Source organism: Curtobacterium sp. 260, assembly GCF_030803485.1.
GTDB lineage: Bacteria > Actinomycetota > Actinomycetes > Actinomycetales > Microbacteriaceae > Curtobacterium.
Map to the genome: position 1 here is coordinate 1 of NZ_JAURUY010000018.1, position 17,533 is coordinate 17,533.

At 72.5% G+C, this 17,533-nt stretch carries 20 protein-coding genes; 4 read left to right on the forward strand and 16 right to left on the reverse strand.

The window, feature by feature from the left end:
- Positions 1-218 precede the first annotated feature (218 nt).
- Positions 219-1,178 carry a helix-turn-helix transcriptional regulator gene (locus tag J2X59_RS14730; protein ID WP_326497161.1) on the forward strand — a complete coding sequence of 320 codons (960 nt, stop codon included), beginning with the start codon at positions 219-221 and terminating at the stop codon, positions 1,176-1,178.
- Between the two features lie 31 nt (positions 1,179-1,209).
- Here J2X59_RS14730 and J2X59_RS14735 read toward each other — a convergent pair whose 3' ends face one another.
- From J2X59_RS14735 to J2X59_RS14750, 4 genes are read right to left on the reverse strand one after another with little or no spacing between them, the layout of a single operon-like run.
- Positions 1,210-2,634 carry a hypothetical protein gene (locus tag J2X59_RS14735; RefSeq protein ID WP_326497162.1) on the reverse strand — a complete coding sequence of 475 codons (1,425 nt, stop codon included), beginning with the start codon at positions 2,632-2,634 and terminating at the stop codon, positions 1,210-1,212.
- Entirely contained in the window at positions 2,634-3,557 is a 924-nt protein-coding gene (locus J2X59_RS14740; RefSeq protein WP_326497163.1) for a TIGR03943 family putative permease subunit, read from the reverse strand. The genes J2X59_RS14735 and J2X59_RS14740 overlap by 1 nt, the downstream gene beginning before the upstream one ends.
- A complete protein-coding gene (locus J2X59_RS14745) occupies positions 3,544-4,557 on the reverse strand; it encodes a permease (RefSeq protein ID WP_326497164.1) in 1,014 nt (337 codons plus the stop codon). Before J2X59_RS14745 ends, J2X59_RS14740 begins: the two co-directional genes overlap by 14 nt.
- 57 nt (positions 4,558-4,614) lie before the next feature.
- A complete protein-coding gene (locus J2X59_RS14750; protein WP_326497165.1) occupies positions 4,615-5,193 on the reverse strand; it encodes a TetR/AcrR family transcriptional regulator in 579 nt (192 codons plus the stop codon).
- Between the two features lie 94 nt (positions 5,194-5,287).
- On the opposite strand from J2X59_RS14750, the gene J2X59_RS14755 reads away from it, so the two are divergent.
- Both J2X59_RS14755 and J2X59_RS14760 read left to right on the forward strand, forming a co-directional pair.
- Positions 5,288-5,602, forward strand: a complete 315-nt coding sequence (locus J2X59_RS14755; protein ID WP_326497166.1) for a DMT family transporter — start codon at positions 5,288-5,290, stop codon at positions 5,600-5,602.
- A 1-nt stretch (position 5,603) separates the two neighbouring features.
- Positions 5,604-5,978, forward strand: coding sequence for a DMT family transporter (locus J2X59_RS14760; protein ID WP_326497167.1), 375 nt, complete (start codon positions 5,604-5,606; stop codon positions 5,976-5,978).
- Between the two features lie 194 nt (positions 5,979-6,172).
- Here the strand turns inward: J2X59_RS14760 and J2X59_RS14765 are convergent, their stop codons facing one another.
- Positions 6,173-7,312 (reverse strand): CE1758 family FMN-dependent luciferase-like monooxygenase, encoded by a 1,140-nt coding sequence (locus J2X59_RS14765; RefSeq protein WP_326497168.1) that lies wholly within the window; start codon positions 7,310-7,312, stop codon positions 6,173-6,175.
- Between the two features lie 243 nt (positions 7,313-7,555).
- Complete coding sequence (locus J2X59_RS14770; protein ID WP_326497169.1) at positions 7,556-8,452, reverse strand: phosphatase PAP2 family protein; 897 nt, start codon at positions 8,450-8,452, stop codon at positions 7,556-7,558.
- 238 nt (positions 8,453-8,690) lie between these two features.
- Between J2X59_RS14770 and J2X59_RS14775 the strand changes: the two genes are divergently transcribed.
- Complete coding sequence (locus tag J2X59_RS14775) at positions 8,691-9,140, forward strand: DUF4383 domain-containing protein (RefSeq protein WP_326497170.1); 450 nt, start codon at positions 8,691-8,693, stop codon at positions 9,138-9,140.
- A 272-nt stretch (positions 9,141-9,412) separates the two neighbouring features.
- Here the strand turns inward: J2X59_RS14775 and J2X59_RS14780 are convergent, their stop codons facing one another.
- The 10 genes from J2X59_RS14780 to J2X59_RS14825 all read right to left on the reverse strand — a co-directional run bounded on the left by J2X59_RS14780 (position 9,413) and on the right by J2X59_RS14825 (position 17,519).
- Positions 9,413-10,720 carry an ATP-dependent DNA helicase gene (locus tag J2X59_RS14780; RefSeq protein ID WP_326497171.1) on the reverse strand — a complete coding sequence of 436 codons (1,308 nt, stop codon included), beginning with the start codon at positions 10,718-10,720 and terminating at the stop codon, positions 9,413-9,415.
- On the reverse strand, positions 10,717-12,681 hold the full coding sequence (locus J2X59_RS14785) for a cytochrome c oxidase assembly protein (RefSeq protein WP_326497172.1): 1,965 nt from the start codon (positions 12,679-12,681) through the stop codon (positions 10,717-10,719). Before J2X59_RS14785 ends, J2X59_RS14780 begins: the two co-directional genes overlap by 4 nt.
- Before the next feature lie 177 nt (positions 12,682-12,858).
- Entirely contained in the window at positions 12,859-13,146 is a 288-nt protein-coding gene (locus tag J2X59_RS14790; protein ID WP_058727660.1) for an HU family DNA-binding protein, read from the reverse strand.
- Positions 13,147-13,436: 290 nt separating this feature from the next.
- Positions 13,437-13,742 carry a 30S ribosomal protein S14 gene (rpsN, locus tag J2X59_RS14795; RefSeq protein WP_022903745.1) on the reverse strand — a complete coding sequence of 102 codons (306 nt, stop codon included), beginning with the start codon at positions 13,740-13,742 and terminating at the stop codon, positions 13,437-13,439.
- 2 nt (positions 13,743-13,744) lie between these two features.
- On the reverse strand, positions 13,745-13,915 hold the full coding sequence (gene rpmG / locus J2X59_RS14800; RefSeq protein WP_022908193.1) for a 50S ribosomal protein L33: 171 nt from the start codon (positions 13,913-13,915) through the stop codon (positions 13,745-13,747).
- Positions 13,915-14,151, reverse strand: a complete 237-nt coding sequence (gene rpmB / locus J2X59_RS14805) for a 50S ribosomal protein L28 (RefSeq protein ID WP_022903747.1) — start codon at positions 14,149-14,151, stop codon at positions 13,915-13,917. Before rpmB ends, rpmG begins: the two co-directional genes overlap by 1 nt.
- A gap of 477 nt (positions 14,152-14,628) precedes the next feature.
- Positions 14,629-15,324, reverse strand: coding sequence for an alpha/beta fold hydrolase (locus J2X59_RS14810; RefSeq protein WP_209684232.1), 696 nt, complete (start codon positions 15,322-15,324; stop codon positions 14,629-14,631).
- A 10-nt stretch (positions 15,325-15,334) separates the two neighbouring features.
- Positions 15,335-15,748: a Fur family transcriptional regulator gene (locus J2X59_RS14815; protein WP_081984565.1), complete on the reverse strand. Its 414-nt coding sequence runs from the start codon at positions 15,746-15,748 to the stop codon at positions 15,335-15,337.
- Entirely contained in the window at positions 15,745-16,689 is a 945-nt protein-coding gene (locus J2X59_RS14820) for a metal ABC transporter permease (protein WP_066651805.1), read from the reverse strand. Before J2X59_RS14820 ends, J2X59_RS14815 begins: the two co-directional genes overlap by 4 nt.
- The gene (locus tag J2X59_RS14825; RefSeq protein ID WP_326497173.1) at positions 16,689-17,519 is read right to left on the reverse strand and encodes a metal ABC transporter ATP-binding protein; all 831 of its coding nucleotides are present in this window, start codon (positions 17,517-17,519) and stop codon (positions 16,689-16,691) included. The genes J2X59_RS14820 and J2X59_RS14825 overlap by 1 nt, the downstream gene beginning before the upstream one ends.
- Between the last annotated feature and the right edge of the window lie 14 nt (positions 17,520-17,533).

Genomic DNA, 17,533 nt, shown 5'->3' on the forward strand with positions numbered 1-17,533 from the left:
GGCCGGGGCCCCGCCCCCCCCCCCGCCGGGGCCGGGGGGGGGGGGGCCCGGGGGGGGGGGGGGGGGGGCCCGGGGGGGGGGGGGGGGGGGCGGCCCGCCCCCGCGCCTCCCGTCCGCCATCCGGAGTGGCGCCACCCTCCTTGTCCGCAGAACGCGAGCCAGCAGTCCGGGCTGCGCGACGCGCCCGCTGCGCCGACACGAGGAGGGAGGCTGGTTCGATGGACGACACGACGAACGAGGGACTCCGCTCCCTGGTGTCGGTGTCCGGCAGTGACACCGACGGCGCGATCGCCGACCTCGCCGGGATGTACGCCGGCAAGGCCTGGCACTCGGCGCACGTCGACGACGACTACTGGTACCGCTACGTCGCCGTCGGCGACGAGCGCATGAGCATCCGCCGGTCGCAGATGCACGGCTCACTGCGCGGCGACGTCGCCGTCGAGGGCGAGGTCGTCGTCCAGTGGCTCGACTCCGGCACCGCGACCGTCGACACCGGCCGGAACGCCGTCCGCATGCAGCCGGGCGTCCCCGTGCTCTTCCCGATCGAGCAGCGCTTCGAGATGGAGTACCGCGACTGGGACCAGCGACTGGTGCACCTCGACCGCGACCTCGTGCTCGACGTGGCCTCGGAGCGCCACCTCGTCGACGGCACGCTCGCCTTCGACCGGTTCACGCCACCCACGACGGCGGCCGTCGAGCGGTGGCGCGCGTCGGTCGCATCGGCGGTGCGGGCGCTGCGCGACGGGGGCGCGGGATCGCTCGCGTGGCACGAGTCCCAGCGCGAGGTCGTCCGCTCCCTGCTCGACCTGTACCGGTTCCACGGGGAGCCCGCTCCCGTCGGCTGGGGTGAGCACCGCAACGCCCGCGTCCGCTCCGCCGTCGACACCGTCCACGCACGGGCCCACGAGCCGCTGACGGTGTCCGACATCGCCATCGCTGCCGGTCTGAGCGTGCGCGGACTGCAGGAGTCCTTCCAGCGGACCCTCGACCGCACGCCGATGCAGTACCTGCGCGAGGTGCGGCTGCGTCGGGCGCACGACGACCTGCTCCGTGCCGAGCCCGGCTCCGTCGCCGTCGCCGCGATCGCGGCCCGCTGGGGCTTCACCCACATGGGACGGTTCTCGGGCGAGTACCTGCGGCGGTTCGGCGAGTACCCGAAGCAGACGCTGCGGCGCTGACCCCGGGCCGCTGCTCGTCGCTCGTCGCCGGTCAGCCGACCTCGTCGCCGGACGGCAGCGCGCCGCACCAGTCGACCGACGACGCCTGCACGCTGGCCTCGAGGGCGCCGGAGGAGGCGTCCACGACGCTCACCAGGTCCCCCGACGCGGACCGCGTGGTGACCGCGAGGAACTGACTGTTCGGGGACGGGCAGACCGCGGTGACGCTCGCGTCCTCCGGCACCGTCACGGGCAGCCGGGAGGCACGGCTGCCGTCCACGCGCACGATCCGCTGGGCGAGGGTGCCGTCGGCCCGCACCTCGCCCACCACGCGCACGTACGTGTCGTCCGTGAGCGGGGCGATCCGACCGAGGTACGGCGCATCGGTGCTGCCCCGCGGTGCAGGCAGCTCCTGGCGCTGCCCGTCGGTCAGGTCGAGCCGGACGATCCCCGTGCCGGTCTCGACGACCGCCGTGGTGCCGCTGCCGACGTAGCCGTGCAGGTACGTCGCGCTGCCGAGCCGGACCGGGTCGTTCCGCCCGCTCATGTCGACGAGCACCAGGTCGTCGGAGCCGGTCCGCACCAGGGCGCTCTCGGTGCGGGGCACGTACGCCCACTGCCCGACGGTCATCGGTTCGGCACCGGCGGTCGGCTTCCCGTCGGCCGCGATCGCCGTCGGCAGGTGCGTGCCGGTCATGTCGACCACGTACAGCCCGACGTCCCGCGACTGGCCGGTCGACGTGTCGGCGTACTCGAACCCGAAGGACGCCCCGTCGTCGGCGACGTGCAGCGCGGTCACCCGGCCCGCCGCGGTCGGGAGCGTCAGCCGCTCGACGGGGGTGCTGTCGTCCTGCACGCCGCCGGCCAGGGGCACGATCTCGACCGACGAGCGACCGTCGGCACCGCGGACGACCACGAGCGAGCGGCCGAGGCGGGCGTACTCGGTGATGCCCGTGGCCTCGAAGACCGTGGTGGCGCCGCCGGCGTCGAGGGAGCGCCGGACGATCCGGTCCTTCCCGCCGGACGGTGCGGGCACGAGGGCGAGCACGTCGGTGCTGCCCGTCGTGATCGTCGTGCGGAGCTCGGACGCGGCGGGCTGCCCCGGGGCGCGGACGTCACGCACGGCGATCTCGTACGTGCGGTCGTAGGCGAGCGGCCCGGCGAACTCGACCGCGATCGTGTTGCCGCTCGAGGTGACGGTGTGCGGGGCGGACGGGGTCACGGTGACGGCGTCGGCCGGCACCTGCTGCAGGGCCTGGTTCGCGGTGAGGATGACGCGCTGCGCCGGCCGGGACACGAGACCGGTGGCGTCGTAGGTGACGTCACGGAGCCGGGGGCCCTGCTGCGAGCCGACGACCGCGGCGACGGCGCCGACGAGCACGAACACCGTGATCGACGCCACCAGTCGGCGACGGAACCGGTCGCGCGGGCGGCGGCGGAGCGGTGCGGTGTCGTCGGTGTCGGTGCTCGTGCGCATCAGTACTCGTAGGGGTCCGTCGGCTGGTCGATGTCGCGGACCTCGGCGGCACGGATGACGATCCGTGCGTCGGCGGACTGGTCCGGGTTCGCCGCGAGCTTGCCCGTGACGCGCACCCACTGGTCGGCGTCGGGCACGGGGCCGTCGACGACCACGCCGAGGCCGACCGGCTGGGCGTCGACGGCGCAGCAGCTGATCACGAAGCGCGTCAGCGTGAAGGACCCGTCCGCGCCCGGGACGACGAAGCCGGAGAGCTCGACCGGCTTGCCGACCAGCGCGCTCGTGTCCGTGGTCTGACGGATGAGCGCCGCCCAGTCCTTCACGCCGTACTCCGAGGTGTCGACGCCCTCGCTGCCCAGCAGGGCGACGTCCTGCGTGCCGGTGGCGTTCGACAGGGTCGGGGTGTCGACGCTCCGCTGCTGGGCGGTGCGGGCGGACAGGGTGGTCGGCGGGAGCACGAGCATGGCGACCGTGACCCCGACGGTGGCAGCGGCCGCGATGCCGCCGAGGACACCGCGGGTGACCCGTGCGGCTCCGGGGGCGCGGCGGCGGACCGCCCGGGCGGCGTCGGAGCCGTGCTCGTAGGCGGTCCCGTCGTCGGGTGTGCGCGCGTGGCCGCCACCGTGCGCGTGGTCGCCCCCGTCGGCGTGGGCGGCGTGCGCGTGGTCGCCCCCGTCGGCGTGGGCGGCGTGCGCGTGGTCGTGCTCGTCGTCGTGGGCGTGCCCGTGCCCGCGCGCCACGGCGACGAGCCCCGCCACCGAGGCCGGCACGGCGACCGCGGCGAGGATGATCGTGAACAGGTCGTACCGCGGGTTGATGTACAGGTCGAGGTGTCCGACCAGGGCGAGCCACAGCGTGCACAGCGCCACCGCGAGCACCGACCCGAGCCCGAGGTACGCGGGAGCCTTCTCAGACGAGGACATTCATCACCAACCCGACCGCCGCGGTGAACAGGACGCAGACGACGGCGAGCAGCACCAGGAAGCGCGCGCGGAACGTCGTCCGGAGCAGGGCGATCATCTTGACGTCGATGATCGGCCCGATGAGCAGGAACGCCGTGATCGACCCCGGCAGGAACGTCGAGGCGAACGACAGCGCGAAGAACGCGTCGACGTTCGAGCAGAGCGAGATCGTCATCGCCAGGAGCATCATCGCGGCGACCGACAGCACCGGATTGGCGCCCACCGCGACGAGCGTCGACCGGGGCACCGCGACCTGGATCGCGGCCGCGAGCCCGGCACCGACGAAGAGCGCGGGCATCATCGTCGCGGTCTCGCCGCCGAACTGCGACGCGCTCTCGCGCCAGCGGTTGCGGGAACGCGGCGCCCCGACGGCCGCACGGCACCGGGCCTCGAACGCGGGCAGGAGCAGCTCGGCCGGGCAATGGTGCGCGGCGACGATCCACCCGACCAGGTTCGCCAGCACGAACCCCCCGACGATGCGGACGACGAGGATCCACCCGGACCACCCGAACGCCTGCGCGGTGCTGATGATCACGAGCGGGTTGAGGATCGGCGCGGCGACCAGGAACGTGACGGCCTCGGCGGGGGTGAACCCGCGCATCATGAGCCCCCGGGCGAGCGGCACGTTCCCGCACTCGCACACCGGGAAGAGCATCCCGATGAGCGAGATGACCGCCCGTCGGGGCAGCGGCCGCTCGGGCAGGATCCGCTCGAGCACGCCGGCGGGCACCCAGACCTCGACGACGATCGAGAGCACGATGCCGAGCACGACGAACGGCAGCGACTCGACGACGACGCTGATGGCGAGCGTCAGGAAGTCCTGCACGACGTCGGGCAGCCCGGCCGTGCCCACGCTCGGCGACACCACGCGCACGCCGAGCAGCACCACGACGGCGCCGAGCACCAGGCCGGGGCCGGTGAGCGTGCGGGTGGGGGCGGGGCGAGTGGGAGCGCTCGTCACCGGGACAGGATAGGCGAGGAGCGCGCCGGCTCCCTCCGAGCCGCGCGGGGACGGGTGTCAGTCGGAGGGGAGGCCGGCCAGGTGTCGGTCGAGCAGGTCGATCGCCCACTCGGCGGACTCCCCCGGGGCGAGGCGTGTGACGTGCACCGCGAGACCGTCGACGAGCGCGTGGAGTCGGCACGCCTCGTCGACCCGCTGGTCCTCCGGTACCCCGACGAGTGCGACGATCCGGTCGCACCACGTGCGCATCTCGGCGACCACCCGGTCCAGGGCCGGTCGGAGCGCAGCGTCGGTGAGCGCGGCGTTGCCGAGCGCCAGGTACACGTCGAGCTCGACCACCCGCTCGTCGTCCAGCGGCAGCAGCTCGAGCAGGATCCGGCGCGCGGTCTCGCGGTCGGGCAGCCTCTCGGGGATCGCGTCGATCCGTTCCCGGGTCCGGTCGAACACGAGCGTGATGGTGTGCTCGCGCATCGCGGCCTGCGTCGGGAACACGTAGCGCACGGTGCTCGGTGGCAACCCGGCCTCGGCGGCGACGCCGCGGACGCTCAGGGCGCCCAGTCCGTCGCGGGCGAGGACGCGGCACGCGGCGTCGGACACGTCGAGACGGCGCTGTTCGAGGTCCTCGCTGGTGGTCACCAGCACATCGTCGCACGCTCGTACGACTCGTGCTAGCGTCGGTCCGGCAGGAGTCGTACAGTCGTGCGACTCGTGACGAGGAAGGGAGACCGCCATGGCATGGGTCGTGCTCGTCCTGTCCGGTGTGCTCGAAGCGGTGTGGGCCACCGCGCTGAGCGCGTCGAACGGGTTCAAGAAGGTGGTGCCGACGATCGTGTTCGTCGCCGGCATGGTGCTCAGCATGGTGGGACTCGCGTTCGCCATGAAGGCGATCCCGGTCGGAACGGCCTACGCCGTGTGGGTCGGCATCGGGGCGTCGCTGACGGTCGTGGTCGCGATCCTCCGCCGTCAGGAGGCCGCTTCGGTCGCCCGTGTCGCCCTCGTCCTCGGCCTGGTCGCCTGCGTGGTCGGCCTCAAGGTGGTGAGCTGACGTGGCGTGGCTCGTCCTGTTCGTCAGCGCGGCGCTCGAGACCGTCTGGGCCACGGCCCTCGGCGCGAGCGACGGCTTCACCGTCCCCGGCCCGACCGCCCTCTTCGCGGTCACCATCGTCGTGAGCCTGGTCGCGTTCGGGTACGTGCTGCAGCACATCCCGATCAGCACCGCCTACGCGGTGTGGACGGGCACCGGCGCGGCCCTCACCGTCCTGTGGGGCATGGCGACCGGCGCCGAGCCCGTCACGTTCCTGCGCCTGCTCTTCATCGCCGGCATCGTCGGGTGCGTCGTCGGCCTCAAGCTGGTGCCCGCTCGCCCGGTCACCCCGGAGCCCGGGGTCAGCACCGCTCCGCAGCAGACGCCCCGCGCGTAGGAGACCGTTCCGCGCGTAGGAGACCTTTCCGCGCGCAGGAGGCCTTTCCGCGCGCAGCGGGTCGGAAGTTCCGACCTCCTTCGCGCGGAACGGCATCCCAGGTCGGGTGCGATGGGTCGGAACGCGCGTGGCGACGGACGGGAGGCGCGGTGCCAGCCGGCACCGCGCCTCCCGTCCGTCAGGGGGTCACGTGATCAGACGGACGCACCCGTCCACTCGTCCGCGGCCGCGACGTGGTCGCTCGTCGCGGTCCCCGCGGCGAGCGCCGCGGCCACGCGGTCGGCGTGCGAGGGCGGGTCGGACGGCACGTGCGCCGGACGGTCCGCCTCGTTGATCCTCCGGAGCTCGGGGACGATGTCCTCGGCCAGGATGTCGATCTGCTCGAGCACCGTCTTGAGCGGCAGCCCGGCGTGGTCGATGAGGAACATCTGGCGCTGGTAGTGCCCGACGTGGTCCTTCATCGTGGCGTAGCGGTCGATGACCTGCTGCGGCGAGCCGACGGTGAGCGGGGTCTGGGCAGTGAAGTCCTCCATCGACGGGCCGTGGCCGTACACCGGGGCGTTGTCGAAGTAGGGGCGGAACTCGTCCCAGGCGTCCTGCGAGTTCTTCCGGGCGAAGAACTGCCCGCCGAGGCCGACGATCGCCTGGTCGGCCGTGCCGTGCCCGTAGTGCTCGAAGCGCTGGCGGTACAGACCGACCATCTGCTCGGTGTGCTGGATCGGCCAGAAGATGTTGTTGTGCAGGAAGCCGTCGCCGTAGTACGCGGCCTGCTCGGCGATCTCCGGCGTGCGGATCGAGCCGTGCCACACGAAGGGCGCGACCCCGTCGAGCGGACGCGGGGTCGAGGTGAAGCCCTGCAGCGGGGTGCGGAACTTCCCCTGCCAGTTCACGACGTCGTTCTCCCACAGCTGGCGGATGAGCGCGTAGTTCTCGATCGCCAGGTTCACGCCCTGGCGGATGTCCTGCCCGAACCACGGGTACACCGGACCGGTGTTGCCGCGGCCCATCATGAGGTCCATGCGGCCGTCGCTGATGACCTGGAGCATCGCGTACTCCTCGGCGATGCGGACCGGGTCGTTCGTGGTGACGAGGGTCGTGCTCGTGGACAGGGTGATGTGCTCCGTCCGACCGGCCAGGTAGCCGAGCATCGTCGTCGGACTCGAGGCGACGAACGGCGGGTTGTGGTGCTCGCCGGTGGCGAAGACGTCGAGGCCGGCCTGGTCCGCGTGCTCGGCGATCGTCAGGATGTCCCGGACGCGCTGGGTGTCGTCCGGCGTGGTGCCGGTCGTGGGGTCCGTCGTGACGTCGCTGACGGTGAAGATCCCGAACTGCATGGTGCCCGCCTCCTGTTGCTGGCTGCTGGTGCTGCTTGTTCGATGCGTTTGCATCGACTTGCCGGGTACAACGTACCGCAGCCCCGGGCATTCCCGCCAGCGCCGGGTGCGTCCGGAGGCACACAGCGCAAGGTGCACCCGGAGGCGATCAGCGCCGGGTGTGCCCGGAGGCGTTCAGCGGCGACGCCTCCCGGTCGTCGAGGCGTCCACTCGTTCTGGGGGGCAGTCCGCCTGGACTGCAGCTCAGCGGCGGGGCGGCAGGGCGCGTTCGTCCGTCTGCGCGGCGTGGTGGAGCCCGTCCGCGAGCCACACGGCCGTGACGACCGCCAGCACGCTCACGCTCGACGCCATGCGGCCCGCGACCAGGACCGCATCGTGCAGGTCGGCGACCCCGGCCAGGCCCGCGACCACGGCGACCACCCCGACGAGCAGACCGACGCCCGTCGCGACCAGGAGCAACGCGGTCACCAGGCGACGGGGTCCCCGACGTCCGTCCCGGTCACCGCGCTCCCCGCGGTCGACCCGCGGTCCGACGGCACGGACGAGCCCGAGCCAGAACAGGGCGATCGCGCAGGCCCCGACGATGTCACTCACCCGGTGCCAGCCGTACACGACCGTCTGGTTCGCCACGAACACGGCATAGGCAGCCCCCACGATCGTCACCACCGGTCGCCAGCGCCGGGGCGTCACGAGGAGCACGGCGAACAGTGCCGCGAGCGCGATCGTCGCGTGTCCGGAAGGGTACGAGTTGGGCGTCTCCGACTGGGCGATCTCCGGGCGCTCGGCGATACGCTTCACGAGAGTCGAGGTGGCTGCCGACGCGAGCACCACGACGCCCGCTCCGAGTCCGACCGCGAGCCGGCGCCGGGCGAACGCGACGGCGGCGATCACGACCACCAGCAACAGGATGACCGGCACCGAGATGACGTTCAGTGCAGTGTCCGACCCGAACAGGTCGGACTCCCGGACCCCGCCGAGCGCGGCGTCCTCGACCCGCTGCCCGACCGGCGTCAGCACGGCGACGGCGTAGACGAGAGGCACGATCACGAACCCCAGAGCCGCCAGCAGCCCCCACCGCAAGCGCCGCGAGACCAACGGTCCGCGCGACTCGGGCGCGGTGCGTTCGGGCGTGCGGGTCACCGGCGTGGTCCTCCTCGGTGTGGCGATCATCGGTCTCCTCGTCCGGCTGGTGCCGCGCGTGCGATTCGGACGGTCGGGGTCCGACACGATACCGTTGGTCCGCCGGTCCGCGCCTGTGAACCAGGGGTCAGCCACCTCAGGATCCGACGGCCGCACCACCCGTGCACCGCGGGCAGGTGCTCCGGCTCCCGCCGCCGGTCCGTCCGGTGCGACCACCCTGTACCAGGAGGAGACCGAAGTGGCCATCAAGGAACCCAGCATCACGGCGTCGCCGAACCGGGGCCTCGCCCTGACGGTGGGGTCGCTCCTGGCGCTCTGGGGCTTCCTCGGCTTCTTCTTCGCCGCCGACGGCGACCCGGGCTTCTTCAGCCGCGAGGGCGGGATGCTCTGGAACGCGTTCGGCGTCAACCCGGCGATGTGCCTGCTCTGGATCCTGCTGGCCGTCGTGCTGCTCATCACGAGCCTCGGCACCACCATCGGTGCGCGGAACGGCAACCGTCTGGTCGGCGTCGTGCTCGTCGTCATGGCGGTGTACGGCTTCGCGCTCGGTGGCACCTCGGTGAACGTCTTCGCGCTGACCTTCGCGGACAACCTGTTCCACGCGATCATCGGCGTCGTCCTGCTCCTCACCGCCTTCGGTGCGGACCGCGAGAACGTCCGCGCGATCCGGGCGGCCCAGCGCGCCTGACGCGCCCGTCGTACGTCCTCGACGCCCCGTCCACCGGCTGGTGGGCGGGGCGTCGTCGTCGTCGGGGCTCGGCCGGGCTCGCCGAGCGGGCAGGGTCCACCACGGGTGCTCCACCGAGCGGGCAGGACCCACCACGGGTGCTCCACCGAGCGGGCAGGACACGCCAGGGCCGTCCGCCGAGCGGGCACGACTCGTCGACACTTCCTGCCGACCGTGACGGATCTGGCCCGACCGGCGGGCGTCCGACACCGGGGGGCGGAGGGGCCGGTGCGTCAGTCGCCGTCGGGGTCGGGCGCTGCCTCGAGCTCGGTCGCCACGACCCGCGGTGCCTCGGACATGAAGCGTCGGACGTCGAGGTCCACGATGATGTCCTGCGGCCGCAGCGGACGGGTCAGGTAGAGCCCCTCGAGCGACGTCAGCCGCGACAGCGCCACGTACGTCTGCCCGGCGCTGAAGACCCGGTTGCCGAGGTCGACCACCGCGCGGTCGTACGTCGAGCCCTGGGACTTGTGGATCGTCACGGCCCAGGCCAGGCGCAGGGGGAACTGCTGGAACTCCCCCACGGTGTCCTTCTTCAGTTCCTTCTTGTCCGGGTCGTAGGAGTACTTGAACTTCTCCCACACGGACGGCTGGACCTCGAAGGACTCCCCGTCGACGTCGACCCACACGGTGTCCCGGATGGTGGTCACGACGCCGAGCGTGCCGTTCACCCAGCGCTGGTCGGGGTCGTTGCGGAGGAACATGACGTGCGCGCCGGGCTTCAGCTCGAGCGCCTCGTCCGCCGGGAAGTTCCGCCCGCCGAAGTCGCCGTTGACGTCCGCCCTGGCGGTCTTCACCGTGCCCGGTAGCCGGTCGAGGGCCGCCTTGTTGATGCGCGAGACCGTGTCGTTCCGGGTCGCCAGGGTGATGGCGTCGTCGGGCGCCGGCCGGGCTCCGGCCGTGTTGAGCTGTCCGGCGATGTCGGCCGTGACCCGACCGTGCCGCACCGCGGTGAGCATCGCCGCGAAGGCGTCGTCTCGCTGCCGGTGCACGGTCGCGAGCTCGACGATGTGCAGCTCGGCCTCGAGCCAGACCTTCGCGTCGAAGAACCACATCGACCGGTAGTGGTCCGTGAAGTACGCCCGCTCGTCGCCGTCGCCCGGGACCGGCGGCAGCTGGTACGGGTCACCGAACATGACGACCTGCACCCCGCCGAACGCCTCGAACTGCCGTCCGCGGGCCTTGCGGAGCGACCGGTCCATCGCGTCCAGCAGGTCGGCGTTCACCATCGAGACCTCGTCGATGACCAGGGTGTCGATCGTGTTGAGGAGCTTCCGCGTCTCCGGCCCCTGGCGGAGCTCGGCGTCGGCGATGAGCCCGATCGGCAGCCGGAACAGCGAGTGGATCGTCTGCCCGCCGACGTTGAGCGCGGCGACCCCGGTCGGCGCGCAGATGACCACCTGCTTCTCGGTGTTCCACGACAGGTGGTTGAGGAGCGTCGACTTGCCCGTGCCCGCGCGTCCGGTGATGAAGACGTGGTCGCGGGTGTGCTCGATGTACTCGAACACCGCCCGCTGTTCGGCGCTGAGCTCGACGCTCACCGCTCGGCCGTCCCGGACGCCGGTGCCGGGTCCGGTGCCGTGCTCGCCGACCCGGTGGCGGGCGCACGGTCGGGCGCGGGTCGGTCGCCGCGTAGTCGGAGCACCGTGACGACGACGACCGTCACGAGCAGCGCGATCCCCGCGACGACGAGCACGACTCCGGCCCGGGCCTGGTCGTCGATCGGGGTCGGGCCCCACTCGCGGCCCATCGCGCCGAACCACGACGCCTGGAGCAGGCCGAGGGGCCCCTGCATCGCGATGCCGAGCGAGACGGTGCCCGCCGCCACGACGACCGCACCTGCGATCCGCACGAGCGCCGCGCCGGTGCTCGCAGCCCGGGCACCGGCGGCCACCGGAGTGAGGAGCGTGGGCACGGCGGACAGCCCGACGAGCAGGAGCCCGACGTCGACCAGGGTGCGGCCGGACGGGTCGCTCACCGACCAGCGCAGGACCTGGGTGGCGTAGAGCCCCCACCAGACCGCGGCGAGGAGCACGAAGGACGGGAACGGCTGCGCCAGGTACCGCACCACGCCGTTGTCGACGAGCAGGCCCGTCCACTCGCGGACGCCCGTCGAGCCGTCGTCGCGCGGGTGCACGGCGGACCGGATGAGCTGCACGGGAGCGGCCGCCCAGAGGAGTGCGGGGACGACCAGGCCGAGCAGCACGTGCGCGCCGACGTTGGCGGACACCAGGAAGCGGTCGTAGGTGTGCAGCGACCCCGACGTCGCCAGGACCAGCGTGACGACCGCGATCGCGGCGGCGACGGAGCGGCGCACCGGCCAGGAGACACCACGACGCCGCAGTCGGACCACGCCGGCGGTGTACGCGGCAGCGGCGAGCACGGCGGCCAGCAGCCAGAACAGGTCGATGTTCCAGGCGGTGAGCCAACCCCACGACCCCGGCGCCGCGGGGAGCGGGTCGTCGGTCAGCAGCTCGGCCGGGGTCGGGTTCGTCGTCTTGCTGAGGGCGACCTCGCCGGCCGGCGTCGCGGTCCGTCCGAGCGCTGCGGCGAACCCGCTCGCGATGCCCATCACGGCGAGTTCGACGAGCACGAGGGTCCAGAACGCACCGCGGCGCTCCGGGGCGTCGGAGAGCGACCGGATCGCACGACGACGTTGCACCGCGCCGAGCACGCCGATGCCGACGAGCGCGGCGGTCTTCACGAGCACGAGCACGCCGTACGGGCTGGCGAGGTTCGCCGGGGCGCCGATCCGGATGATCGCCGACGCCGTCCCCGACACCGCGACGAGCACGAAGCAGCCGAGCGCGATGCTCGAGTACCGCGCGACGACGAGCGGCAACCGGTCACCGGGCAGCACGTTCCGCAGGAGCACGACGAGCAGCAGGCCACCGACCCACAGGGCCGCGCCGACCAGGTGCAGTCCGAGCGCGGTCACCGCCGAGTCGTGGCTCGCGGTGCCCGCGGCGTGCCCCTGCTGCGCGAGCGGCACGAGCCCGACCATCGCGACGCCGGCGGTGAGCGCGACCATGCCCCGCCCGCGGACGGCGAAGCAGAGCACCGTCACGGCGGCGGCGATGAGCACGGAGACCAGCCACGCGGTGCCGAGGTCGGTGCCGGTGAGGAAGACCCCCATCGACTGGCCGAACTGCTCGTCGAGGCTGAGGGCCGACCCGGCGACGGACAGGAACGTGAAGAAGGTCGTGGCGGCGGCGGCGACGGTCCAGACCCCGGCGGCACCGGCGGCGACGTCGATCGCGCGGTTCCACTCGGGGCGGGTGCGGGAGAGTCCGACGACGGTGAGCGCGAGCCCGCCGATGGTCGCTGCCGCGGACAGGTCGACGACGAGCCGGGCGATCGGCAGCCCGAAGCGCACGACCGCGCCCGGGTCGGCGATGAGTGCGCGATCCGCCCCGCCGCCGATCACGAGGGCGACGAGGAGGGAGACGAACCCGACGAGCAGCAGCACGGCGGGGCCGGCGATGCGTGCGATCCGGTCCACCCGACAAGCCTAGGCGGTGCCCGACCGACCACGGCACGCCGGGTGGGTCGACCTGTGGGCGGTGCGCCGCGCCTCCAGGCCGTGCAGGACAGGCCGGGACACCGCGGACACGGGAGCCGCCCGGGAACGACGGAAGGGACGGCCGGAGCCGTCCCTTCCCGGTGGTGCTGAGCGGTCCTACTTGACGGCAGCCTTGAGCTTCGAGCCGGCGCTGACCTTGACCGAGTCGCTCGCGGCGATCTCGATGGCGTCACCCGTCTGCGGGTTGCGGCCGGTGCGCGCGGCGCGGTGGGTCTTCTCGAAGGCGATCCAGCCCGGGATCGTGACCTTCGTGCCGTCGGCGACCGACGACGAGACGACGCTGAACAGCGCGTCGACGACGCCGTTGACGGTGGCCTGGCTCTGGCCGGACTCCTGCGCGACGGCAGCGACGAGCTCGGTGCGGTTCAGTGACTTGTCAGCCATGGATGTCCTCCTCGGACTTCTTGCAGTGTCGGTGGGACGTCCGGGACGCCCGCCCGCCCGGAGCGGGGTGCCCTGGACGTGGTGGCCCCGCGGACGAGCACGCCCGGCGGAACCGTCAGCGAACCTACCAGCCGAGCGGGGTCCGGACGACCGACTCGCCCGGATTTCCGGGGTTGTGGAGGGTCTGGAGGGGTCCGAGTGGCGGATGTGACGCCGGTGTACCCCGCACAGCCGGGAACGACGAACGCCCCGTCCCTCTGCAGGGACGGGGCGTTCGGTGGTGCTGGTGCTTACCAGGAGCTCTTCGTGATGCCCGGCAGCTCGCCACGGTGGGCCATGTCGCGGAAGCGGACACGGCTGATGCCGTACTCACCGAGGTGGCCACGGGGGCGACCGTCGATGGCGTCGCGGTTGCGGTAGCGGACCGGCGACGCGTCGCGCGGGAGCTTCTGCAGGCCGACGCGGGCGGCCTCACGCGACTCGTCGGTGCCGTTCGGGTCCACGAGGGCCTTCTTCAGCTCGAGACGACGCTCGGCGTAGCGCGCGATGACCTCGGCGCGCTGGTTGTTCTTCGCGATCTTGCTCTTCTTCGCCATGCTTAGCGCTCCTCACGGAAGTCGACGTGCTTGCGGATCACCGGGTCGTACTTCTTGAGCACGAGGCGGTCCGGGTTGTTGCGACGGTTCTTCTTGGTCACGTAGGTGAACCCGGTCCCCGCGGTGGAGCGGAGCTTGATGATCGGACGGACGTCCTGACCCTTCTTGGCCATCAGATCTTCTCCCCACGGGCGAGGAGATCCTTGACGACGGACTCGATGCCGCGTGCGTCGATCACCTTGATGCCCTTAGCGCTGAGCGTGAGCGTGACGTTACGGCGAAGCGAGGGCACGTAGTACGTCTTCTTCTGCACGTTCGGGTCGAAGCGACGCTTCGTCCGGCGGTGCGAGTGCGAGATGTTGTGTCCGAAGCCGGGGGTGGCTCCGGTCACCTGGCACACTGCTGCCATGGTTTCCTCCTGAGGTACCGAGCGACCGGACGGCCGCTCCCAAGGTCACTTGCCTGGCACGCACGCGCTCGTCACCGTGAGGTGACCGCAGCGAGGGGGTTGTGCGCGCCGCCCAGGCCCGCTGACCCTGTCGAAGGACCCGCAGACACCGCGCGACCGCGGCGTACGCGACGGTCGGAGGGCTTGGAACAACTGGGTCTGCCACGCGGACGCGGCGGACCAGGGGTCAACGTTACGGGACGGCCGCGCGTGTCGCAAGCCGGGCCTCCCGTCCGGGTCGCACCGGTACCGGCCTGGAGGCGCGGCTCGGCCCCGTCACGCCGGTTCCGGTCCGGCCTGTCTCGGCACTTCCGGTCGCATGACTTGCCGTCGGGCGGCTCGGCAGACGGCATGTCGTGCGACCAGGACGGATGCGCGCGGCAAGTCGTGCGACGAGGACGGCCAGGAGGCCCGGACGCGCCCGGACGCGCCCGCGGCCTACGGTCCCGCGGTCGGCCGCGGCGCCAGCGCCTGCACCAGCAGCGCGCCGAGCTCCCGCGGAGCCGTGAACATCGGCCAGTGCCCGGTCTCGAGGCCCACGATCGTCAGGTCCTCGACGGCGACGAGCTCCGTCGTCCACGCGTGGTGCTCCGCCACCATCGCCGCGAGGTCCGTCGCCGGGACCTCGCACGACACCACCGTCGCCGGGATCGCGTGCCGCGCGGGGTCGGTGTAGTGGAAGGGGTCGGACGCCACGGCCGCGGGCTCCGGGACCGCCCGGCGCTCGAGGTCCTCGCGCACCGCGGGTGTCACGTCACGCACGGTCGCGGGCTCCCAGACGTCCCACGACGGCAGCGGTACGACCCCGTCGACCACAGGCAACTCGTCGTTGACGACGGCGCCGTCCGGCCCGGGGAACGTGTCGACGTAGAGCAGGTGCGCCACGAGCGACGGTCGTCGGTCGGCGGCCATGAGCACCATCGGACCCGCACCCGAGTGCCCGGCGAGCGCGACGGGCTCGTCCGGCGTGGCCACGGCGTCGAGGACCGCCACGATCCCGGCGACCTGCTCGTCGAGCGTGTCGCCCGTCCGTGTGATCGCCTGGACGGAGTGCCCGGCCTCCTGCAGCACGGGCGCCACCTCGTCCCACGCGCTCGCGTCGAGCCAGAACCCGGGCACCAGGATGACGTGCATGCGCGGGAGGTTACTCGCCGGTGCGCGCCGCGGTGCAGACCGCACACTCGCCGAAGATGTCGACGACGTGGCTGGCGTTCGTGAAGCCGTTCGCCGCCGCGACCTCCTGCGCCCACCGTTCGACCGGGTCCGCCTCGATCTCGACCGTGCGGCCGCAGTTCCGGCAGATCAGGTGGTGGTGGTGCGCGTCGGTCGTGCACGCGCGGTACAGCGACTCACCGTCCTGCTGCAGCGAGTCGGCGTCGCCCTCGGTCGCCAGGTCGGCGAGCGCCCGGTACACGGTCGCCAGCCCGATCGTGGAACCACCGTCCCGGAGGTGCTGGTGGAGTGCCTGCGCACTGACGAACCCCTCGGTGCCGGAGAGCGCGCTGCGCACGGCCTCCCGCTGCCAGGTGTTCCGCTTCGGCTTCTGCACGGCGTTCACGCGGTGACTCCTTCCCTGCGGGTCGCGTCGGTCGACGCGTCGGTCCCGGTCGGGAGGCGCGGCACGCCTCCGTCGGTCTGCTCACGGTCCGCGATGCGGTCGCGTCCGCGTCTGTCCCTGCGGCTGCCGACGATCCGGCAGACGACCCAGATCACGAACGAGATCGTCGTGACGTAGGGGCTGATCGGCAGTCCGCCGCCGAGTGCGAGCAGGATGCCGCCGACGACCGACACGACCGCGAACACCGTCGAGAGCACCGGGACGACCACGGGGTGCGAGGTCAGGCGGAGCGCGGCGGCAGCGGGGGTGACGAGCAGCGAGAGCACCAGCAGCGCGCCGACGATCTGCACCGACACCGCGGTCGCGAGCCCGAGCGCGAGCATGAACACGATCGCGAGGGTCCGCACGGGCACCCCGGCAGCGGCCGCGACGTCGGGGTCGACCGACGAGAACATCAGCGGGCGCCAGATCACCAGGAGCGTCACGACGACGATCGCGGAGACGACGACGAGCGAGGTCAGCTGCGGGTTGTCGACAGAGACGATCTGCCCGGTCAGCAGCCCGAACTTGTTCGCCGCCCGGCCCTTGTACAGCGCGAGGCAGAGGATACCGAGCCCGAGACCGAACGGCATGAGCACGGCGATGATCGAGTTGCGGTCGCGGGCCCGCGAGCCGAGCAGCCCGATGAGCAGCGCCGCGACGACGGAGCCGACGAGCGACCCGGTGACGACGTTGACGCCGAACAGCAGGGCGGCGCTGGCCCCGGCGAAGGACAGTTCCGAGATGCCGTGCACCGCGAAGGGCATGTTCCGCGCGACGACGAACGGGCCGATGAGCCCGCCGACGATGCCGAGCACGGCGCCGGCCCAGATCGAGTTCTGGACGAGGACCAGGAGCTCGCCGTAGTCCTGGAACGAGAAGACGGTCGACAGCACGTCCATCAGATGCGTCCTTCGTCCGGGGTGGTGGTGTGCGGGTCGGCATCGCAGTGGTGGTGCGCCCCGGTCTGGTCGTGGGCCTCGTTCGCGCCGACGATGACGATCCGTCCCATGGTGCGGACGACGTCGACCGGGGTGCCGTAGAGGTCGCTCAGCACGTCGGCACGCAGGACCTCGTCGGGGGCGCCGATGCGGAAGCGCCCGCCGGCGATGTAGAGGACCCGGTCGACGACGTCGAGGATCGGGTTGACGTCGTGGGTGACGAAGAGCACGGCGGCGTCCTGCTGCCGACGCTGCCGGTCGATGAGCTCGGTGACGCCCCGCTGGTGCCGGAGGTCGAGCGAGATGAGCGGCTCGTCGCAGAGGAGCAGTGCGGGGTCCGCGGCGATGGCCTGCCCGACGCGGGTGCGCTGCTGCTCACCGCCGGACAGCTCGGCCACCGGGGCGTCGGCGAACGCGGTCGCACCGACCTCGTCGAGGATGCGGTCGACCCGAGCGCGCTCGGCCCGGCTGGCGGGCAGGACACCCCACCGGGAGCCGGTGACCCCCTGGGCGATCATGTCCCGTGCGCGCAGGGGCGTGCCGGACTCCATGAGGCGCTGCTGCGGGATGTACCCGATCCTCCGGTGCCCGCGACGGACGGGCTGCCCGAGGAACGACATCGTCCCGCCCGTCAGTCGCTGCTGGCCGAGCACGGTGCGCAGGAGCGAGGTCTTGCCGGCACCGTTCGGCCCGAGCACGGCGACGAACTCGCCCGGCGCCAGGTCGAGGTCGAGGTGCGACCAGAGGGTCCGCGCCCCGTACGAGAGCGCCGCGTCACGGAGGGCGAGCACGGCGGAACCGCCAC